Origin of the sequence: Rubricoccus marinus (assembly GCF_002257665.1) — a bacterium.
Lineage (GTDB): Bacteria > Bacteroidota > Rhodothermia > Rhodothermales > Rubricoccaceae > Rubricoccus > Rubricoccus marinus.
Genome location: NZ_MQWB01000001.1, coordinates 1985242 through 2004744, shown reverse-complemented (window position 1 = coordinate 2004744; position 19503 = coordinate 1985242). Strand labels below are relative to the sequence as shown.

The window sequence follows — 19503 nt, the reverse complement described above, 5'->3', positions numbered from 1 at the left end:
CGGCCTCTGGCGTAGCGGGCGGGGGGGCGGGCGCCTCAGAAGAGGGAGAGGCCGGAGCCGCCTGTTGCACGGCGCCGTGCTCACCCGGGCTCGCTCCCGAGGGCATCGGGGAAGCGGAGGGCTGCGCGGGAGCGCTAGAGGCCGGGGGCGCCTGAGGTGCCGCCGGCGCCGAGGCGGCTGGCGCGGAAGCGAGGGCTTGCACAGCCGGAGCAGAGGACGCACTCGCGCCAGAGGCGAGTTGGGCAGGGGCCGCACCGCCAGAGGCGGGGCCAGTAGGAAGCGAGGCGCCGCCGGCGAGCGCGGACTCGATCCGGCGTAGGCGGTCCAGCAGCACGTCCAGCTTCGCGGCGCGCTCCAGCGTCGCCATTTTGACGAGCGCGAGCTCGACGACGAGGCGCGGCTGGCGGCTGTCGCGGAGGTCGCTTGCGCACTGCTCGACCAGCATGAGCAGGTGCAGAAGGTCGGCCTCGGCCCACGCGCCAGCGGCCTGGGCGTAGCGGGCGCGCGTGGTGTCGGTGCCCTCCACCAGGTCTGCGCTTCCGGTCGTCCGCGTGACCATGAGGTCGCGGAGATGCTCGCCTAGGCCGTCGACGAACTCGGCGAGGTCGTAGCCGCGGCGGACGAGGCCATCCACGAGCGTGATGAGCCCGGCGCGATCGGCCTGCGCGGCGCGGTCGGAGACGGCGAAGAACACGTCTTCGTCTACGACGCCGAGCGCCTCGCGAAGCGGCCCGATCTGCAGGTTCATCCCGACGAGGGAGAGCGCCTGGTCGAAGAGCGAGAGCGCGTCGCGGAGCGCGCCGTCGCCCTTGCGCGCGATGAGGACGAGGCTTTCCTCGTCGGCGGTGATCCCTTCGGCCTCGCAGACCTCGCGCAAGCGGCCCACGATCTCGGGGACCTGGATGCGGCGGAAGTCGAACCGCTGCGTGCGGCTGAGGATGGTGGGGAGAACCTTGTGCGGCTCGGTCGTCGCGAAGACGAAGAGGGCGTAAGGTGGCGGCTCCTCTAGCGTTTTCAGCAGGGCGTTAAACGCCGCGGCCGAGAACATGTGGACCTCGTCGAGGATGTAGACCTTCTTGTCGGCGCCCTGAGGCGGGATGCGGACGGTCTCGCGCAGCTCGCGCACGTCGTCCACGCCGTTGTTGGACGCCGCGTCCATCTCGATGACGTTGAGCGCGCGGCCCTCTTCGAAGCTGCGGCAGGCCTCACACGTCCGGCAGGGCTCGGCGTCCGGGCGTTCCGCCAGAGGCGTCTGGCAGTTGACGGCCTTGGCGACGAGCCGGGCGGCGGTCGTTTTGCCCACGCCGCGCGGGCCGGAAAACAGGTAGGCGTGCGCCAAACGGTCCCCGAGGATCGCGTTGCGCAGCGTTTCCGCCACGTGCTCCTGCGCGACGAGGTCGCCGAAGGTCTGCGGCCGGTACTTCCGGGCGGTGACGAGGTAGCGCGGCTTGTCGGGGGCGTCGGCCATGGGCGTCGCGAGGGGGGGTCCTGGGGGCCGCGCGGAGGTCCGCGAGCCCGTGCCGTAAGGTAACCGCTGGCCTCTGGCGCCGGCGTGTCAGTGCGTGGGCGCGCCGGGGCTCCGCCTCTGGCGCCAGAGGCGCCGGGAGGTGCGAGGCGGGCGCTCTAGCCCTCGATCACGCGCGTTTCTGCCAGCCGGTCGCCGATGCGGCGCGCGACGGGGTCCACGAGCACGAGCACGATCTCCACGAGCAGCAGCAGCGCGAAGAGGCCCAGCAGCGCGTCGTTGACGCCGATGTTGCCCGCGAGCACGATCTGGCGGTAGCCGAGCGCGAGGTTTGCGAGCCCTGGGAAGAGGAGCATGAGCGCGACCGTCCAGTTGCGCTTGGCAGAGGTCTTGAGGTCCATCGTCGTCCCGCCGAGCCGGATGGGGAGCAGCCACAGCATCCGCTTGCCGATGGAGCGGCCGCTCAGCGCCGCCAGAGGCAGGCCGTCCCGAAAGAGGAGGTACAGGCCACCCAAGAGCAGGCCGAAGCCGAAAAAGCGCTCTTTCGCCACGTCGGGGATCGCGAACAGCAGCGCCACGACCAGCGCGAAGGCAACATCGAGGACGAACGCGGCGGCGCGGCGGACAAGGACGGAGCGGGTCCGGGTGGCGAGGCTCGGGTCCGAGACGGTAGCGGGAGCGCTCATGCGAGGCGCGGCGGGCAAGCGAGAAGGGCAGCATGGTACCGCCGGCGCGCTCCGGCGGACAAACGAAGCCTCTGGCGAGACGGCCACGTGTGAGGGCCGGGGCTAGAGGACAAATCGCGATCATCCCCAGCCGAACCAGACGGTCATCTCGCGGCTACGGCGCGAAGCGCGCAGGCCTCTGGCGCCAGAGGCCGGGCGCACGCAGATTCCAGTCCCCAGTCCCCAGTCCCCAGTCCCCAGTCCCTACTTCAGCACGCGGCGGAAATAAGAGTAGGCCTCATTGATCCGCTTTGTCTCCTCCTCGGCCAGCTTCTGGAGCTTCACGCCGAGCGTTGCGCACCGGTCCGGGTGGTAGGCCGCGATCAGCTGGCGGTAGGCCACCCGCACCGACTCTTTCGTGGCGGGGCCCTTCAGGCCGAGCGTCAGCCGGTAGGTCGCCTCAAGAGTGGACGCCGAGGGCGGGGCGGCGTGGGTGCTCCCGCCAGAGGAAGTGCGGGGGCCGCTAGAGCTCGTGCGCGCCTTCTGGCGGGACTGCTGCTGCCGCCTCTGGCGCTCGCGGAACTCGCGCGCCTTGCGCTCCTTGGCGAAGTAAGCGTCCCGGATGCGGTCTTCCTGCTCGGTCGCGTGGGTGCGCCGGGCGCTTGCGGCGCTGGCTGCGGGCCCGGCGCCAGAGGCCGCGCGCGGGCCGCTCCGCTTGGCACGCCGCGTGGTCTCGCGCGCGGACGTGGCCGCCCCCACCCGTTTGATATCGCCCAACCAGCCCAGCAACGCGCTCGCGATGAGCGCGATGGAGAGGAGACCCCCGGCGAGCAGGCTGTAGTTGATCGACTCGGGCAACGGCTAGATCGCGGGGTGTTGTGGGGCGGTCTCGGTAGAGACCGTGGGAAGCGGGTGGAGTTGCGCGTCCGCCTGAGCGCCAGAGGCGGACGTCTCGGCGGGCGTGGCCTCTGGCGTAGGCGCGTCGGGGCGCGGCTGGAAGTGCTCACGGCAGCGCGGCTCGTAGGCCTCGGCCTCGCCGACAAGCACGCGGCTGTCGCTCGCGACCAACCGCTGCGAGTGGTTGGCAGGCGCGCCGCAGACGACGCAGATCGCGTGCAGCTTGGTCACGTGCTCGGCCACGGCCATGAGTTGCGGGACGGGCTCGAACGGCTGGCCCAGGAAGTCCTGGTCCAGGCCCGCGCACAAGACGCGCTTGCCAGACCTCGCGAGGCGCTGGCATACATCGACGAGCTCGGGCCCGAAAAATTGTACCTCGTCCACGCCGACCACGTCGGCGTCTCCCACGAGGAGAAGGATCTGGTCCGCGGCGTGGACGGCGACCGACGGCATGGCGCTGGCGTCGTGCGAGACCACGGCGTCCTCGGCGTAGCGGTTGTCGATGGCGGGCTTGAACAGCGCCACGCGCTGCCGCGCGATGCGGGCGCGGCGCAAGCGGCGGATTAGCTCTTCGGTCTTGCCCGAGAACATGCTCCCACACACCACTTCGATCCACCCGGCTCGGCGGCCTCCTTCGTCCCGTACGTACACATGAGGTTCCATACGGGTAAGGTCGGGCTGCTGGCGCCGCGCGGCAAGAGGGGCCGGACTGTGGAGGGATTCCCGGAGCGGCCCTGCCCCGCTCCGCCCTACAACCGCTCAACGGCGCGCGCAGGGACCCACCCCTCCGCGTTGCCGGTCTCTACGTGGCGCCAGAGGCCGCGCGTCTCGCCCACGTCCACGACCTCGCCAGCCCGGATCGCGCCTGCGCCGGCGGCCTCTGGCGCGGGCCGCTCGCGCACGTCCACCGTCACGAGCGCGACCGCGCGCGGCTGCCCGGCGTCCCACAGCGCGAGGCCCGCCAGAATTAGGGCGCCGAGCGCCAGGGGCGCGAGCCCGAGCGCTGCCCAGCCCGCCAGAGGCGCGGGCCGCCGGTGTCTCTGGCGGCGCCAGAACGCGCCGAGGAGGAGGGTGCCGAGGTAGAGCGTGAGCGCGAGGACCACGAGCAGGCCGGCGCCGATGCGCGACGTGACGGCGCGAGAGGCGACAAACGGAGGCGGCACGTTGGGCGGAGCCTGCCGGGCGAGCGCGTACGCCGCGTTGCGGGCCGTCGCGATGTCCACATCCGCGGGAGCGAGGCGGGCAGCACGTTCGAGCGCGAGCACGGCAGCCCCCGCCTCGCCCTGCGCGAGGTGGATGCGGCCCAGCGCGAGAAGTGCCTGCGGGCTTTTCCATCCGCCCGAAAGCGACGCGTCGAGCGCGGCGATGGCGCCGGTCGTGTCGCCAGAGGCGGCGAGGACGGCGGACTGGACGCGCAGCGCCTCGGCACCTTCTCGCGAGGTGGCCTCTGGCGACAACGCTCCGGGGGCGGCAAGTTGCAGGAGCAGGAGGAGGACGACCATCATCGCGCGCCGAGGCCGAAGGGCTTGAGAGCTTGCCGGGCATCGGCGGCGAGGTCGGAGGCGCCGGTTTCCCCCGCGTAGCGGGCGGCTTCGCACTGCGCGAGCACGCGGTCAAGCGCGCGAGCGGCGTCCGAGCCCTGGAGGCGTTCGGCGCGGGCGACCAACTCGCGGCGCGGCAGCGTTCGCGCCAGAGGCCCGATGGGATCCGCGAGCGTCTCGCGGATCACGCGCTCGGCCTCGGCGGCCTGCTCCTTGGGCGGCCGGTCCGACGCGCGCTTGAGCCGCGACGCCGCATCCGGCGCGTCCGCGCGAGAGGGCCTCTGGCGGCGACGCCGGACACCCAGCAGCCCGAGGCCGGCGATGGCTGGGAGCGCGAGCCCGACGGCCAGGACGCCCCAGAGCGGCGTTGTCGAGAGCCCGCGCATGCGCTGCCACCGCGCGTCCACGTCATCGGCGCCGGCGCCAGAGGCCGCGGCCAGGGGCGCGCCGTCCACGCGGATCTCGAACGGACCCTCGCGCAGCGTCCGGTACGCGCCGGCTTCGGGGTCGAAGTAGCTCCACGTGATCTCGGGGATCTCGAATGAGCCGCCCTGCGGCACAAAGGTGTAGGTGAACTGGCGGACGCTGACAAGCGGGCTGCGCGCCGTGTCGGTGGAGCGCTCCGAGGTCGGGTCATACACGTCCACGCCCTGCGGCGCGTCGATCTCGGGCGCGGTCAGCGTGGCGGCGTTGCCGGTCCCACGAAGTGTGAGGATGAGCTCGACCGGATCGCCGGGCTGGGCCGCCAGAGGCGCCGTACGGGCGCTCATCTCGAAGCTGCCTACGGCGCCGCCGAAGCCGTCCGGTGCCCCGGGAGGGAGCGAGCGCACGTCGATGGCGACTGCGGGAGCCGTTGCGCTACGGTCCACGCGGCGAGAGCGGAACGGAGAGAAAAAGGGCGCGAATGGGTCGGTGGTGTCGGTTTCGCGGATCTCGATCTCGAAGTCCATTGCGGCCAACTCCAACTCGCCCGCGCGAGCGGGGAACAGCGCGAGGCGGCGGATGGTGACCGCACGGAGCTCGCGGCCGCCGAGTGTGGCGGGGCGGGGGTACGTGTCGCGGGTGGGCACGTCCATTTCCTCGCGCCAGAAGCCGGGCGCGTCCCACGTTCCCGTAGCCGTGGCCTGTCGCGGAGAGACCCGCGCGGGATCGAAATAGAGCACGTAGTCCACGACGATTTGCTCGCCCACGACGGCCTGCGTCTTGCGCGGCACGGCGCGCACGAACAGGCTGCCCGAGCCGATGGGCGAGTTGGGGACCTGCACCAGAGGCCTCTGGCGCGGCTGCGCGGGCCGGCGGCTCGTGACGTCGATCTGGATCGGGTCCGTCGTAAAGAACTGGCCGGCGGCGCGGAAGCTCATCACGCCTAACTCTGCAGGGCCGGTATCGACGGCGCGGTAGCGCCACCCGAGCGTGATGCGCGTTTGAGCGCCAAATGTGGTCCGGCTGCGGAGGTTGGGCGTGGTGGATTCCAGCCGGAGATGGCGCGAGGGGACGGGCGGCGTGACCGTTCCCAGGTCGTCCACGCCCGTTACTTCGAGCGTGAACGTGAGCACCTCTCCCTCGCTCAACACGGTCCGGTCGGCGTAGGCCGAGGCGGAGACCTGGGCGTGGACGCCAGAGGCCACGGCGAGAGAGAGCAGGAGCAGGGCGAGGCCGCGCAGCATCACCAGTCGCGCTCGGACCGCCTCTGGCGCGTGGGCCGCCGCATCTTGGAGACGAGAAGCTCTTCTTCCGCGCCGACGGCGTCGAGAAGTCGCTGGGCTTCGGCCTGGCTCATCTGGGCGCCGCGCTGGTCGCCAGAGGCGCCGGGCTGGTTGCGCGGAGGCGTGTTGGGACGCGAGCCGTTGGCGCCGTCCTGCTGGTCCTGCGGCTTGTTCTGATCCTGGTCCGTGCCGTCGCGCTTGGCCTGATCGTCTTGCTCCGGTTGGCCGTTGTCGCCGGGGTCCTGCTGCTTGTCGCCCTCGTCGCCGCTTTCGGAGTTCTCGTCCTGCTGGCCGTCGTCGCCGTCCTGGGGCGGCTTCTGCTGGCGCAAGAGGTCGAGCAGGCGCTTGAGCTTGGCGTTGTCCGGGTCGAGCGCGAGGCCGGCCTCGGCCTCCTGGATCGCGCGGTCGGTCTCGCCGGCGATGTGCGCCTGGGCGGCGGTGTGGTACTTCTCGGTCGCGCCCGGCGTGCGGGTAAACTGCTGCGCCGCCAGGGGCGCGGCGAGGAGAAGGGCGAGAAAGGCGAAGCGCCTCACGGGAGCGGGAGGGAGGTGGTGTCGGAGTCTACCTCGGCGACGTCGCCGAGGCGCTGGATGAACTCACCGAACGCGGCGACGGTGGAGTCTCGTGCGAGGCCGTTCTGCATGAGCCCGAACGCGCGCTCGTACTCGCGGCGTTCCACGAGCGAATCCGCCTGCGCTTTCAAGCGCTCCGCGAACGGCGAGGGTTCCGGCTTCTCGGGCTGCTGGTCCTCATCGCCCCGCCTCTGGCGCAACAGCGCGATCTCCAGGTTGACCTGCGCTGAGACCATCGATGGGTCCAGGATCAGCGCACGGCGGAGCGCGGCGACGGCTCGCGTGAGGTCGCCAGAGGCCAGCGCGGCGGTCCCGGCGTTGTACGCCACGAGCGCGTGCCGCTGCGGGCTACCCACCCACGGCAGCGCGTCGGAGAACGACGAGTCGGCCTGGGCAAAGCGCTCGGTCGCGAAACGTGCGAGGCCGAGGTTGTTGAACAGCGCGGCGCGGATCTCCGGCGGCACGTCCTCCTGCGCCAGCCCGGCGATGTATTCCTGCTCCGCCGCCAGAGGCTCGGCCTCCAGCGCGGCGTTGCCGTTGCGGCCTTCGCGAGCGCCGGGCGCGAGGGCGCCGAATACGCCGAGGCCGAGGAGGAAAAGGGCGGCTCGCACGGGCGCTCTGCTGCGGGTGGCCTCTGGCGCCCCCGTACCGGGGACGGCGTGGGCTAGTTGGCGACGGGCACGAGCGGGGCCGTCGCGTCCGCGTCGGTCAGGTCCTCGTCGGTGACGCCTTTCTCGCGGTCCATAAAGTCCTGGAAGGAGCCCTCCTCGTAGGCGCCTTCGCGGACAAAGCGGAGCGCGAAGAGGAACGTCTCGGGGTCGGCGTAGCCGGGGAGGCGCGTGATGACCTCGCCGGTCTCGGGGTCCATGAAAATGGTCGTCGGCGTGGAGGTCACGCCGAGGCCGCTGGCGAGCCACGCCGTGGGCAAGCGGTAGTCGAAGAACTCGATGGTCTCGCGGTTCTCGATGTCGAGCCGCGCCACCTCGAAGTTCTCGTCGAGGTACTCCTGGATCTCGTCGTTGGTGTACACGTCGTTGTCCAGGCGGGCGCACCAGCCGCACCACGCGGCGTAGCCGTGGAGGAGGAGCGTCTTCTGACCGGTCTTGGCCTCCGTCACCGCCGTCTCGATCGGCGTCCAGTCGGGCGCGTCGGCGGGGATCACGGACGCGTCGGTGGCCTGCGCCATCGCGCCAGAGGCGGAGAACAGGAGGGCGAGGAGGAGAGCGGAGCGCGACATGGAGCCGGAATCGGTGGGAGCGAGAATCTAGTGAGCGACGCCCCGGCCTCTGGCGGGGTTCTCGGGAAACGCGTGAGCAGGCGGCGTGAGTGCATACGCCTTGCGCCAGAGGCCCTACGTGGTACCCTCGCGCCCGCCGCTAGGCGCCGAGCGAGGGAAGCACGCGCCGGTAAGCCCGGAGAAAGGTCCGGCTCTCCGCCTCCCACGTATGCGCGGCGTGCAGCGCCCGCGCTCCGGCGGCGAACCGGGCCTGCGCCTCTGGCGCGAGGGCATGGCGGATCGCGCCGACGAGGGCGCTGTGGTCGGTTGGGTCCACGCTCAAGCCTGCGCTGTAGCGCGTGACCATATCCGCCAGAGGCTCAATGCCCGCGCCCGCCAGCGTCGGCACGGCGGAGGCGGCGTACTCGAAAAGCTTGTTGGGCAGCGCCATGCGCAGGCTCTCGGTCAGCGGAAGCGCCGTCATCGCGCCCAGGTCGGCGTCGGGCGTGAGGCGGACCAGCGCGTCGGGCGGCGTGAACGGCAGGAGGTGCACCTCGCCTCTGGCGGCGCGTGCCTCCAGCTCTGGCGCCAGAGGCCCTTCGCCGACGAGCACGAGCGCAGCCTCGGGCACGGCGCGCATCGCGTCAGCGAGTTCGATCAGCCCGCGGCCGTAGCGCCAGAGCCCCTGGTACAGCACGAGCGGTCGCTCGCCCAGTCCGAGCCTCTGGCGGAGTTCGCCGGTGCGCGTGAGGCCGCTGGCGGGGGCGTCGGAGACGTTGCGGACCACGACGGGCCGCGCGATGCCATAGCGCGCCTCCAAGGTGTCCGCGATGGCGTCGTTGACCGTGAACGAAACGTCGGCGCGCTGCGCGAAGCGGCGCTCAATGGCGCCCCAGGTCCAGCGCACCCACGGGCGCCCGGCGGCGTCCAGGCCGGGGTAGTACTCGCGCGAGTCGTAGACCACGCCGGCGCCAGAGGCTTTCGCGACCTGCGCGAGCGCCGGCAGCACGTGGAGGTCGCTGGCGTGGAGCACACGAGCGCCAGAGGCCGCAGCGGCGGCGCGCATGGCGCGGTGGGCGGCCCAGAACAGCGCCGGGCCTCTGGCGCTCGGCACCTCCACCTGCTGGAGCACCACGCCTTCGGGCAACGCGCCGGGATCGCGCGGATCGCCCACGCTGAGAGCCTGGATTCTCGCGCCAGAAGCCGCGAGGGTGCGGATCTGCCGGAGCGCCCGTGACGAGGCGGTCACGTCGCCCAGCAGGGCAAAGGCGACATCGGGCGGGGCGGCGGAGGGCATCCGGTTTGGGAGGGGCGAGGGAGGCGAAATCTCCGGCCTCCCGCGTATGTTACCGACCCTTCCCGCGCTCACTGCACGTGACCGTCCGCCGCATCCTGTTCGCTCTCGCCCTCATCGCTGTGGGCATCCTTATCGGGCTCCCCGTGGCCCGTATGGGCCAGCCCGCGCCCGAATCCGTCGCCAGAGGCCAGGCCCCGTTTGCGCCGTCGGCGGTGGAGCCGGAGCCGATCCAGATCGGGCCGGACGAGGACGACGAGGAGGCGTTGCCGACGGAGGAGATCCCCGAGCTTCGCACGCTCAACCGGCTCTTCACGACGGTCGCGAGCCGCGCGACGGCGGCCGTCGTTTACATCGAGGTCGACGGCGCCGAAGCGGGCGGGGACCCGTTCTACGGGCCGCGCACGACGGCGGGCAGCGGCGTCATCATTTCGCCGGCGGGCTACGTCCTCACCAACGCGCACGTGCTCGAAGGCGGCCGCCGCGTCACAGTTGTGCTGACGGACAAGCGCGAGTACGCCGCCGAGGTGGTGGGCCGTGATCCGACAACAGACCTGGCCGTGCTCCGTCTGCTGGAGGTCGGCGTCGGGGGCGAAGAGCCGTTGCCCGTTGCCCGGCTCGGGGACTCGGACCAGCTCGAAGTGGGGGAGTGGGTGCTGGCGGTCGGTAGCCCGTTCCGGCTGACCGGGACGGTCACGCAGGGCATTGTGTCCGCGCTCGGTCGATCCGTTGGCGCGATCCAGAACGAAGTGTTCATCGAGGACTTTATTCAGACCGACGCGCCGATCAACCAGGGCAACTCCGGCGGCGCGCTCGTCAACCTCGACGGCGAGGTGATCGGCATCGTGACCGCTATCGCCACGGACGATCAAGCCGGCGTAAGCCAGGGATACGGCTTCGCGGCGCCCGCCAACCTCGCGCGTCGCGTGGCCGAGGACCTCATCGCGTTTGGCGAGGTCCGGCGCGGCTACGTGGGGATTCAGGTGGGCGAGATGACGGCGGCGAATGCGCGCGAGCGCGGCATGGACCGCATCGCCGGCGTACTCGTCAGTGACGTGTACTCCGGCGGCCCCGGTGCCCGTGCAGGCCTGGAAGCCGGCGACGTGCTGCTCGAAGTCAACGGCGTGGCCGTAGACGCCACCAACCGCTTCCAGAGCCGCGTTGCCCTCGCGCAACCAGCCGATCGCCTGGACCTCACGATCTGGCGCGCTGGCGAACGCCTCCGCCTCCAGACGTCGCTCGTGGGCTACGACGATCCCGGCCTGCAATCGTGGATCGCGGGCGGTGCTGCGCCACCACCGTCGCCCCGGACCCCCGCACCGGCAGACATCCCACGCGCCCGCGCGACCGACTGGGGCGTGCGCTTCCGCGACCTCACGCCCGACGACCGCCGCACGTTCGGCGTGGCCTCTGGCGCGTTCGTCGAAGCCATCGAGAGCGGCAGCGCGGCCGACGAGGACGGCCTGCCGCGTGGGACGGTCGTGACCGAGGTGGAGGGCACCGTCGTGGGCTCCGCCGAGGACGCGCAGATCATCCTCGACCGCCTCGCCCAGACCGACTCGCCCGCGCTTCTCCGCGTGCGCCGCCCGGACGGTATCACGGCGTTCTACGACCTGCTCTCGCCCTTCGTCGAGTAGCCTCTGGCGGAGGCCACTAGCGCCTCTGGCGCCAGAGGCTCAGGCCGGCAACAGCGCGCCCTCGACGCCCGCGACCTGGGCGCCGAGCCGGTTGGCGCGGTCCAGCACGTCTGCGGGCGGGTCGCCGCGAAACAGGCCCGAGAGGAGCGCGGCCAGAAACGCGTCGCCCGCGCCGACGGTGTCGCGCACCTCGGCGGCGCACCCGGCGTGGTCAAACGCCTCGCCGTCGTGCAACAGCCGCGCGCCTCTGGCGCCGCGCGTGACGCACACGCTCGCGAGGCTGAACCGCTCGGCGAGGTCGCGCAGCGCCATCGCCCCGCCAGAGGCCAGCGCGAACTGCTCGCGCAGCGCTTTCAACTCCTCCGCGTTGAGCTTGACGATGTCGGCCGCGCGCAGGGACGCCTCGATCACCTCTGGCGAGACGTGCGGCGGGCGGAGGTTGAGGTCCAGCACGCGCACGCGGGCTCCGCGCCAGAGGCCCCGGATGGCGGCGCGGCTCCGGGCGTCGCGTTGCGCGAGCGTGCCGAACACGACGACCTCGGCACCGGCCTCTGGCGGCGCGATGGCGTCCCACGCGGCCGGCGCCAGGATGTCGTACCGAGCGTCGCCAGAGGCGTCGACGCCCACGCGCACGAACCCCGTTGGGAGGGACGGGTCGGTCTGCACGCCAGAGGCGTCGAGGCCTGTGGCCGCGATCCGCCTGCGCGCCTCACGGCCCAACTCGTCGGCGCCGACGCGCGTCACGAGGCGGACCGGTTCTCCAAGACGCTGGAGGTGCGCAGCGACGTTGAAAGGCGCGCCGCCGAGGAAGAGGCCGCGCGGGAGCGCGTCCCACAGGACTTCGCCAACGAGGAGGAAACGGGGCACGGCGCGATGGGCTACGCCCGAAGATCACGCCAGAGGCCGCGCCGCGCCGCGATCTTGCGGCCGTTTCCCCCGCACCACCATGATCCGCTACCTCACCGCCGGCGAGTCCCACGGCCCGGCCCTCGTCGGGATTGTCGAAGGGATGCCCGCGGGCGTCCCCGTCACCGCCGCCGACCTGGACGAGCACCTCTCGCGCCGCTGGCTGGGCTTCGGGCGCGGCGGCCGCGCCAAGATCGAGCGCGACAAAGTGAGCGTGCTCTCGGGCCTCCGGTTTTCCCACACGATGGGCAGCCCCATCGCGCTGCACCTCGCCAACGCTGCCTTTGAAAAGGACCGCGCGGGGTGGCCCGAGGTCATGGCCGCTGGCGGGACCGGCGAAGGCGTGGACGGGATCACAATGCCACGCCCGGGACACGCGGACCTGGCAGGCGCCCAGAAATACGGGTTCGACCGGGCGCCCCACGGCCCCGACGTGCGGCCCGTCATCGACCGCTCCAGCGCGCGTGAGACCGCCATGCGCGTCGCGTGCTGCTCGGTCGCGCGGCAGATGCTGCGCGCGCTCGGCATCGAGGTCGGCTCCCACGTGCTACGCATCGGCGAGGTGGGCATGGACGACCCCGGCCTCTGGCGCGAAGGGCGCGACGCGCTCCTCGCCAGCGGCGGCGCCCGCGCGCTCTACGAAGCCGCCGACGCGAGCGAGACGCGGATGCTGGACGCCGACCTCACCGAGCGCACCATCGCGCACATCAAGGAGGCCAAGGCCGCCGGCGACACGCTGGGTGGCGTGTACGAGGTCATCGTGACCGGCGTGCCGCCTGGCCTCGGCAGCTACGTGCACTGGGACCGCCGCCTGGACGGCCGCCTCGCGCAAGCCATCCTCTCCATCCAGGCGCAAAAGGCCGCCGAGGTGGGCGACGGCTGGGCCGCCGGCCGCACGCCGGGCTCCGAGGTCCACGACCCGATCTCGCGCGACGCCAGAGGCGCGTACCGCCGCGAGAGCAACCACGCCGGCGGCGTCGAAGGCGGCGTCAGCAACGGGATGCCCATCGTCGTGCGCGGCGCGATGAAGCCCATCCCGACGCTGATCAGACCTCTGGCGAGCGTGGATCTGGAAACGGGCGAGGCGCAGCCGACGCGCTACGAGCGCAGCGACGTGACCAGCGTGCCCGCCGCCAGCACGGTCGCCGAGGCGACCGTCGCCTGGACCATTGCCGAAGCCCTCGTGGAGCGCTACGGCGGCGACACGTTCGAGGACCTGCGCCAGCGGCTGGACGCCGACCGCGAGCGCTTCGGCATGGAGCGCGCCTAGCGGCCTGGCCTCTGGCGGCGGGACTCGTGCCGCCAGAGGCGCACAAAAAAGCGGCGGCCCTCCGCAGAGAGCCGCCGCACACGCCAGAGGCGTCCGTCAGGCGAGCCGCTTACTGGAAGCGGATGGCGCCGCAGGCGACGGGGAGCGTGACCTGGTTGGACAGGCCCGATCCGGGCAGCGTGGCGACCGTGCTCGGCAGGTCCTCCGTGGTGCCGTGCACGACGATGGCCCAGTCCTGGAAGTCCAGGAAGCCGTCGTTGTCGACGGCGTCCGCCACGTCAGCGCGAGGGGCGGAGGTGGTGTAGTCGATCGACGTGCCGGTCGGGAAGCCGGAGACGTTCGCGTCCGCGCCCGAGATGTCGTTGTCGAGCGGGAGGATGATGGGGCCGTACTTGGGCAGACCCTCCACCACGTCCACGTAGCCGTCGCTGTTGGCGTCGTCCGCGGCGGTGGGGCAGGAGGAGATGATGGAGCCGGCCGAATGGACGTGCTGCGCGTGGATCGTATCGTCCAGGCCGCTGGCGGTGAGGCTCACGCTCACCACGTTGGACTCGTTGTCGACGGTGATCGTGGCAACGCCAGAGGCGCCGGAGCCGTTGAGGGCCGAGAGGTCGGCGGTGTAGGTCCGGGTGTTGGGGCCGTTGTCGCAGCCGGCCATCGCGAAGGCGGCAGCGAGGACGGCGACTGCTGGGATACGCAGAGAGCGCATAGTGGAATCGGTGGTGTGGACGAAGGAGCTTCTACGATAGGCGCCGGGCCTCTCGGGGGTTCTGAGGATTGCCTGAAGAGGGCCTGTAGGGCGCATGTGGAACGCCGCCAGAGGCTTCTCGTCTCTGACGCCCTTTCCGATCCCGCGATGTTCGTCCTCTACCTCGACGCCTACTACCTCGGCGACCCCCTCTTCCTGACCGGCCTCGCCCGGGACCTCAAGGCCCGCCACGACGCCGGCGGCGACGGCATTGTCGTCGTCCACGGCCTCGGCGAAGCGGCGGAGCGCGCGCTTGAAGCCTCTGGCGCGACGGTCGCCCGGCGCGACGGCGCGCTCGAACTCGCGACGCCAGAGGCCGAAGCGCTCGCGGAACGGGCCGGCCGGGACCTCAACCGTCAGATCGTCCACGAGCTCTCCGAAGCGGGCGTCCACGCCGTCCGCGTGAGCGGCGTCGACCGCGGCCTCGCCCGCGCCGACGGCTCGGTCGGACGCGTGAGTTGGCTCGCAGATTTGTGCCGGCAGCGGGCCGTTCCGGTCGTCCTGACGATCGCCTCTGGCGACGGAAACGGGGTCCGAGAAGTGGATCCGGGCCCGTTTAGCGCCGCTCTGGCAGAAAAACTGGGCGCCGAAGCCGTGCTGGTCCTCGGGCAACCGCCAGAGGCCGGAGGTGAGGGCACAGGTGACGCCGAAGCCGCCAGAGTGCCCGATGCCAAGGTCTTGCAGCGCATAGGGTTGGAGCGAGTCCCCGTGGTGGCCATCCGCAGGTCCGCGCTGCGCCGTCCGGGGCGCCCGGAGGGCATGCGGATCCGCGATTCCAGCTCGTGACCCTGCCCTAGGGCGCAAGAAAGCGGGTTTCGCGTTGAACACCTGCCTCTGGCGGGTTAAGTTGATCTCACATCCGCTGGGGCACTAGAACCTCTGCGGCCCCTCATTTCCACCCTCCCCCTTCGCCACAATGGCTAACCACTACGACGACCTCAAGGAGATGCTCGAGAACTCCGAGGACGACTTCAAGAAGTTCTACGAAAAGGGCAACAAGGCAGCCGGCACCCGCATCCGCAAGACGATGCAGGAGATCAAGGCTAAGGCCCAGGACATCCGCAACGACGTCCAGGAGAAGAAGAACGCGGAGTAATCCCGGTCTCTCTCCGCGCTCTGCGCTGCGGCCGTACCTCTCCGGGTACGGCCGTTTTTCGTGTCGGTCCCTGGCACATCTTTATCTGGTTCTGTGAAGCGTCTTCCTGTCCTCTTCCTCGTCCTCTTTTCTGCCGCCGCCGCGGCGCAGCCGAGCGCGCCCGATACGCTCGAAGCCGCCGACGGCTGGCTACGTGATCTCACCCTCCAGTTCGCGGGCTCCCAAGCCCAGTACAGCAACTGGCAAGAAGGGGGGATCGACGCTGTCGCGTTCTCCGCGCGCTCGGAAGGCATCTTCTACCGCGTGAGCGGCGGGCTCCGGCAGGCCCACGAGGTGCGTCTGGCGCTCGGTTTACTCAAGCAAGACACGCTGGGCTTCCGCAAGTCCGACGACATCGCGCGGTACGCCTACGGGCTCGAAGTGGAGACGGGCGGCCCGTTCCGGCCGTCGCTCTCTCTCGCCGCCCGGACCCAGTTCATCGCGGGCTACGACTACTCGCCAGAGGCCGGGGAGTACCCGGACCTGCCTCGCGAGACCGAAGGGCGCGTCAAGGTCGCCGATGCGTTCGCGCCGCTCGTCCTCTCGCAGTCGGCTGGCGTCGTCTATGACCCGGGCGCGGGCTTTACCGCTCGGGTGGGCCTCGGGCTGAAGGAGACCTACGTCGGGATCGAGCGGTTGCGCGCGATCTACGGCAATAGTCCGGATGAGGCGTTCCGCGTGCAGGCCGGACTGGATTCCGAGCTCCGGTACCGCCGCGAGATCGTCGAGAACGTGACGCTCTCCAGCCGGTTGATGGCATTCCAGGCGTTCAACCAACTGGGTAACCAGGCGCCAGACATTCTCTTCGAGAACCGCCTCACGATGAACGTCAACTCGTTTCTCAACGTCACGCTGGACGCCGCGGCGCTGTACGACCGCGACGTGACCGAGGACGTGCAGCTGCGGCAGTCCCTCGCGGTCGGGCTCGCGTTTTCGCTGCTCTAGGGTGGCGCAGACCGGCGTGGTCCGTCCGGCCCTAGCGTACGTCGCCCTCGGGCTCGCGCTCTGGCCGCTGCCGGTATTCGGCCTGCTCCACGCCGAGGCCGCCGCCATCGTCGCGGCGTTCTCGTTCTTCGTCGCGGGATGGAGCGGGTTGGCCGCCTTCGCAAGAGGCGAACCTCTGGCGCGCGTGGCGCGCCGGCAGCTCGCGCTGCTGGCCGTGCCTCTGGCGATGCTGACGGCGACGCTCCTCTGGCGCCCGAACTGCGGCTACGGCCTGGGACTGGCGCTGTTCGCGCTGTTCGTGCCCCCGAGCGTTCTGCTCGGCCTCGCGAGCGCCGACGTGCTGCACGCGTTCAGCGTACGGCGCCAGAGGCTCTGGCTAACGCTGGGAGGGCTCGTCGTCCTCGTGGTCCCGACGGTTGTGACGCTTAAGCTGCACCCGCAGCTGTTCGTGTACAACGTGCTCTACGGGGGTGTGCTCGGCCCGATCTACGACGCCGAGCTGGCGCTACGCCCGGGGCTGGCAGCGCATCGCGCGGTGGCCGTGCTGTGGGCGGTGGGAGGATTTGCGCTCGCACGGTGGCGCCGGGGTGAGGGGAGGGGGAGGCCTCTGGCGTTGGTCTCCGTTATTGCAGTCGTCCTCGTCGCGGCCTACGCGCTCAGCACGCCACTCGGGTTCACCCAGAGTGAATCCAACCTCCGCCGCGCGCTGCCCGGGCGGATCGAGGCGGGCGGCGCCGTGCTGCACTACGATCCCACAGCAACGCCTCTGGCGAGGGCGCGCGCCATCGCGGACGAGATGGAGTACCGCAGCGCTCAGGTAGAGAGGGCGTTGGGCGTCGCGCCAGAGGCCACGGTCCACGTGTACCTGTACCCCGACGCCGGGACCAAGGCGGCGCTGATCGGATCGCGCGAGACGAGCGTCGTTCCGGTCTGGCTGGGCTCGCCTCAGGTCCACCTCCTGGCCGAGCGCGCCGACGGCGACCTGGGGCATGAGTTGGTCCACGTCGTCGCGCGCGAGTTCGCCAGCCCGATTACCGGGGCGACGTGGAAGATCGGGCTGGTAGAGGGGCTAGCGGTGGCGCTGGAGCCGCCGGAGGGCCTCCCGGTGCCCGAGCAGCAGGTCGCCGTCGCGATGACGCTCGCGCCAGAGGACGGCGGCATCGGCGATCCCGGCGCGGCGGTCCGGGCCGCGATGGACCCGCTGGGCTTCTGGGGCGGCCGCGCCGGCGCGGCCTACTCCACGACGGGCGCCTTCGTGGCCTGGCTTCTGGCGGAGCGTGGCGCTGCGCCGGTCCGGGCCGTGTACGGCGGCGCCTCGTGGGAAGCCGCCTACGGTGAGCCTCTGGCGTCGCTGACCCGCGAGTGGACGGCACACATGCGCTCCGTCGAGGTCTCGCCAGAGGCCGTGGCCTATACCACGTGGCGCTTCGGGCAGCCGTCCTTGTTCGAAGTGGCGTGCCCGCACCACGTCCCGCGCTGGCACCGCCTGTTCCGCGAGGGCGCCGACGCGTGGGACCGCGGCGACCTCGCAACGGCGCTCGCGCGGTTCGAGGCCGGCGCCCGCGAGCCTCTGGCGGATAGCACGACGGCGCTCCTCGTCCGAACGCAGCTGGAATCGGCGCGGATGCTCGCGGGTTCGCCAGAGGCCAGCGTCCGCCGTCTGGGAGCACTCGTGGCGCGAGATACAGCCGGTCTCTCCGCACCACGCCTCGGCCTCGCGCGCGCCCTACAGCTGTCCCGAGCCGCTGGCGCCGATTCGGCCTACGCCCTCGCGGTAGACGCCCTGCCGCCGTATAGCGTCCAGGCGCTGGCGCTGACCGCGCTGGAATCCCAGCTCTCGCCCCTGACGCTCCGCACGCTGCTCTTGCCACGCGCCGACTCCCTCGCGACGGTGCGTGCGGCGGACGTGCTCGCGGCCTCTGGCGAGGCGGGCGCCGTGTTCGGCGCGCTGCTGCGTTCGGAGGCGGGGGACCCGCTGGGTGCCTGGCGCTTGTTCCAACAACCGGGCGATTGGGCCGCGCGACTGGACCCCGCGCTAACACTTGTCGGCGCGCGTCTCGCCTACGCCGCGGGGGACCTTGCGGCGTCGGGCAGGCTGGCTCTGGCCGCGGAGGAGGGCTTCAGCGCCAGAGGCCAGCAGGATGCCGCGCGCGTGGCGCAGGACCTCCGCGGTCGCGTCCGCTGGGGACGCCGAACGGCCCGATGATCGGCGAGCCGTGCTCCTATCTTCGGGCATGACGCAACGCCTTGCCACCGTCCTTGCTGCGCTCCTCACCCTCGCGGCCTGCTCGGTGCCTGAGGGCACGGACGGGTTCTCGCCAGAGGCGGACCCGGCCCTCCCGATCGCCACGGACGCGCGCATCGGCACGCTCCAACTCTACCAAACCGGCGATGAGGTCTCGATGCCGATCCTCTCGCTCCGCGAGCCGCGGACGCTCACGCTGGAGTTCGACATTCTGGACGATCTCGGCCCGCGGTCGCTGGACATCGAGTTCCGCCGCATCGACCGAGAGGGCGGCACGGACCTGCTCCCGACCGAGTACCTGACGGCCTTCGACCGCGACGATATCCTCGACGCCGAGCCCTCTGGCGCGACGGGGATCCCGTACACGCATTACAGCTACAGCTTTCCCAACGCCTCGATCGGGTTCAAGCTTGGGGGGGAGTACGCGCTCCGCGTGAGCGAATCGGGCGGCGCGGCGCTGTTCGAGATGCCGTTCTTCGTCTCCGAGGACCTCGTGCGGACCGAACTGCTGCTGGGAACGCGGCTGGCCGAAACGGGCGCCGTTGGGGACGCGATCCAGCCCGCCGCTCGGCTGACGCCCCAGGGTTCACTGAGCCGTGAGGACGCCTTCCGCTTCACGGTCTGCTTTGCCCGCAACGGCAACGTCCGTGCGCTCCGGTGCGCGCCGGAGCCCTCGCTCGCGGAACAGGCCATCTACGGGTTCTACCTCCCTCGAGCGCAGGCTTTCCCACCCGCGGAGCCGCTCTACGCTCTGGACCTCGGCGGGCTCAACATCAACGAGGAGGTGCGCGAGCTCAACGTGGGCACGATCCCGCCAGAGGCCGTTCTCGAAGTGGACCAGGCCGCCTTCGGCGGGGAGTTCCTAGACCCCGGCCTGCTCACCGCCGCCGAAATCGACGGCGCGTTTTTCGACGCCGGCCGCCCGGACTCCGATGGGGAGTACGTGGAGACGCTGTTCCGCTACGAGCCGCAAACGCGGAGCCCGGTCACCGGGCCGGTCTACCTTCAGGGCGTGTTCACCTCTGGCGCTGCCCCGGCCCGCACGCGCATGACGTGGGTGCCCGAGTTCAACCGCTACGAGGGCACGTTCCTCGTCAAGCAGGGCCGCTACGCCTACCAGTACGCCGCCCCGCGCGCCACGCCGCGCCAGAGGCCCATCGCGCTGGGCCAGCCGACCGTGTTCACCGCCTTCGTGTTCTTCGAAGACCTCACGCGCTTCACGCAGCGCTTGGTTGGGGTCGAGAGTGTCGTCGCCCGCTAG

19 protein-coding genes are annotated in these 19503 nt (G+C 71.3%); 7 read left to right on the top strand and 12 right to left on the bottom strand.

Translation table 11 applies throughout. The features are described 5' to 3' along the window. From dnaX to BSZ36_RS08365, 10 genes are all read right to left on the bottom strand, one after another. A partial coding sequence (gene dnaX, locus BSZ36_RS08410) for a DNA polymerase III subunit gamma/tau (RefSeq protein ID WP_143536951.1) occupies positions 1 to 1468 on the bottom strand: 1468 nt, incomplete at its 3' end. Positions 1469 to 1623: 155 nt separating this feature from the next. Then, the gene (locus BSZ36_RS08405; protein WP_094547842.1) at positions 1624 to 2151 is read right to left on the bottom strand and encodes an RDD family protein; all 528 of its coding nucleotides are present in this window, start codon (positions 2149 to 2151) and stop codon (positions 1624 to 1626) included. Positions 2152 to 2394: 243 nt separating this feature from the next. Then, complete coding sequence (locus BSZ36_RS08400) at positions 2395 to 2988, bottom strand: J domain-containing protein (protein ID WP_094547840.1); 594 nt, start codon at positions 2986 to 2988, stop codon at positions 2395 to 2397. A gap of 3 nt (positions 2989 to 2991) precedes the next feature. Next, complete coding sequence (locus BSZ36_RS08395; RefSeq protein ID WP_094547837.1) at positions 2992 to 3690, bottom strand: thymidine kinase; 699 nt, start codon at positions 3688 to 3690, stop codon at positions 2992 to 2994. A gap of 86 nt (positions 3691 to 3776) precedes the next feature. Then, on the bottom strand, positions 3777 to 4532 hold the full coding sequence (locus tag BSZ36_RS08390) for an SH3 domain-containing protein (protein WP_094547835.1): 756 nt from the start codon (positions 4530 to 4532) through the stop codon (positions 3777 to 3779). Then, a complete protein-coding gene (locus BSZ36_RS08385) occupies positions 4529 to 6235 on the bottom strand; it encodes a BatD family protein (RefSeq protein ID WP_094547832.1) in 1707 nt (568 codons plus the stop codon). Before BSZ36_RS08385 ends, BSZ36_RS08390 begins: the two co-directional genes overlap by 4 nt. Next, positions 6235 to 6807, bottom strand: coding sequence for a hypothetical protein (locus BSZ36_RS08380; protein WP_094547830.1), 573 nt, complete (start codon positions 6805 to 6807; stop codon positions 6235 to 6237). Before BSZ36_RS08380 ends, BSZ36_RS08385 begins: the two co-directional genes overlap by 1 nt. Beyond that, positions 6804 to 7457, bottom strand: coding sequence for a tetratricopeptide repeat protein (locus BSZ36_RS08375; protein WP_094547828.1), 654 nt, complete (start codon positions 7455 to 7457; stop codon positions 6804 to 6806). The genes BSZ36_RS08380 and BSZ36_RS08375 overlap by 4 nt, the downstream gene beginning before the upstream one ends. A 53-nt stretch (positions 7458 to 7510) precedes the next feature. Further along, entirely contained in the window at positions 7511 to 8083 is a 573-nt protein-coding gene (locus tag BSZ36_RS08370; protein WP_094547826.1) for a thioredoxin family protein, read from the bottom strand. A 139-nt stretch (positions 8084 to 8222) separates the two neighbouring features. Further along, a complete protein-coding gene (locus BSZ36_RS08365) occupies positions 8223 to 9359 on the bottom strand; it encodes a glycosyltransferase (protein WP_094547824.1) in 1137 nt (378 codons plus the stop codon). A gap of 77 nt (positions 9360 to 9436) precedes the next feature. Here BSZ36_RS08365 and BSZ36_RS08360 point away from each other — a divergent pair, with 77 nt between their 5' ends. After that, the gene (locus BSZ36_RS08360) at positions 9437 to 10993 is read left to right on the top strand and encodes a S1C family serine protease (protein WP_094547822.1); all 1557 of its coding nucleotides are present in this window, start codon (positions 9437 to 9439) and stop codon (positions 10991 to 10993) included. Between the two features lie 39 nt (positions 10994 to 11032). On the opposite strand, the gene BSZ36_RS08355 is transcribed toward BSZ36_RS08360, so the two are convergent. Next, positions 11033 to 11860, bottom strand: a complete 828-nt coding sequence (locus BSZ36_RS08355) for a carbohydrate kinase family protein (protein ID WP_094547819.1) — start codon at positions 11858 to 11860, stop codon at positions 11033 to 11035. 79 nt (positions 11861 to 11939) lie between these two features. Between BSZ36_RS08355 and aroC the strand changes: the two genes are divergently transcribed. After that, a complete protein-coding gene (gene aroC / locus BSZ36_RS08350; RefSeq protein ID WP_094547817.1) occupies positions 11940 to 13169 on the top strand; it encodes a chorismate synthase in 1230 nt (409 codons plus the stop codon). A gap of 109 nt (positions 13170 to 13278) precedes the next feature. Here the strand turns inward: aroC and BSZ36_RS08345 are convergent, their stop codons facing one another. Next, positions 13279 to 13878 carry a CHRD domain-containing protein gene (locus BSZ36_RS08345; protein WP_094547815.1) on the bottom strand — a complete coding sequence of 200 codons (600 nt, stop codon included), beginning with the start codon at positions 13876 to 13878 and terminating at the stop codon, positions 13279 to 13281. A 147-nt stretch (positions 13879 to 14025) separates the two neighbouring features. Here BSZ36_RS08345 and BSZ36_RS08340 point away from each other — a divergent pair, with 147 nt between their 5' ends. From BSZ36_RS08340 to BSZ36_RS08320, 5 genes are all read left to right on the top strand, one after another. Beyond that, on the top strand, positions 14026 to 14703 hold the full coding sequence (locus BSZ36_RS08340) for an amino acid kinase family protein (RefSeq protein WP_094547813.1): 678 nt from the start codon (positions 14026 to 14028) through the stop codon (positions 14701 to 14703). 130 nt (positions 14704 to 14833) lie between these two features. Next, the gene (locus BSZ36_RS08335; protein ID WP_094547810.1) at positions 14834 to 15013 is read left to right on the top strand and encodes a histone H1; all 180 of its coding nucleotides are present in this window, start codon (positions 14834 to 14836) and stop codon (positions 15011 to 15013) included. A 93-nt stretch (positions 15014 to 15106) separates the two neighbouring features. Further along, positions 15107 to 15997, top strand: a complete 891-nt coding sequence (locus tag BSZ36_RS08330; protein WP_179271095.1) for a DUF3078 domain-containing protein — start codon at positions 15107 to 15109, stop codon at positions 15995 to 15997. Between the two features lie 16 nt (positions 15998 to 16013). Further along, the gene (locus BSZ36_RS08325) at positions 16014 to 18203 is read left to right on the top strand and encodes a hypothetical protein (protein WP_143536819.1); all 2190 of its coding nucleotides are present in this window, start codon (positions 16014 to 16016) and stop codon (positions 18201 to 18203) included. Positions 18204 to 18231: 28 nt separating this feature from the next. After that, positions 18232 to 19503 (top strand): type IX secretion system plug protein, encoded by a 1272-nt coding sequence (locus BSZ36_RS08320; RefSeq protein WP_179271094.1) that lies wholly within the window; start codon positions 18232 to 18234, stop codon positions 19501 to 19503.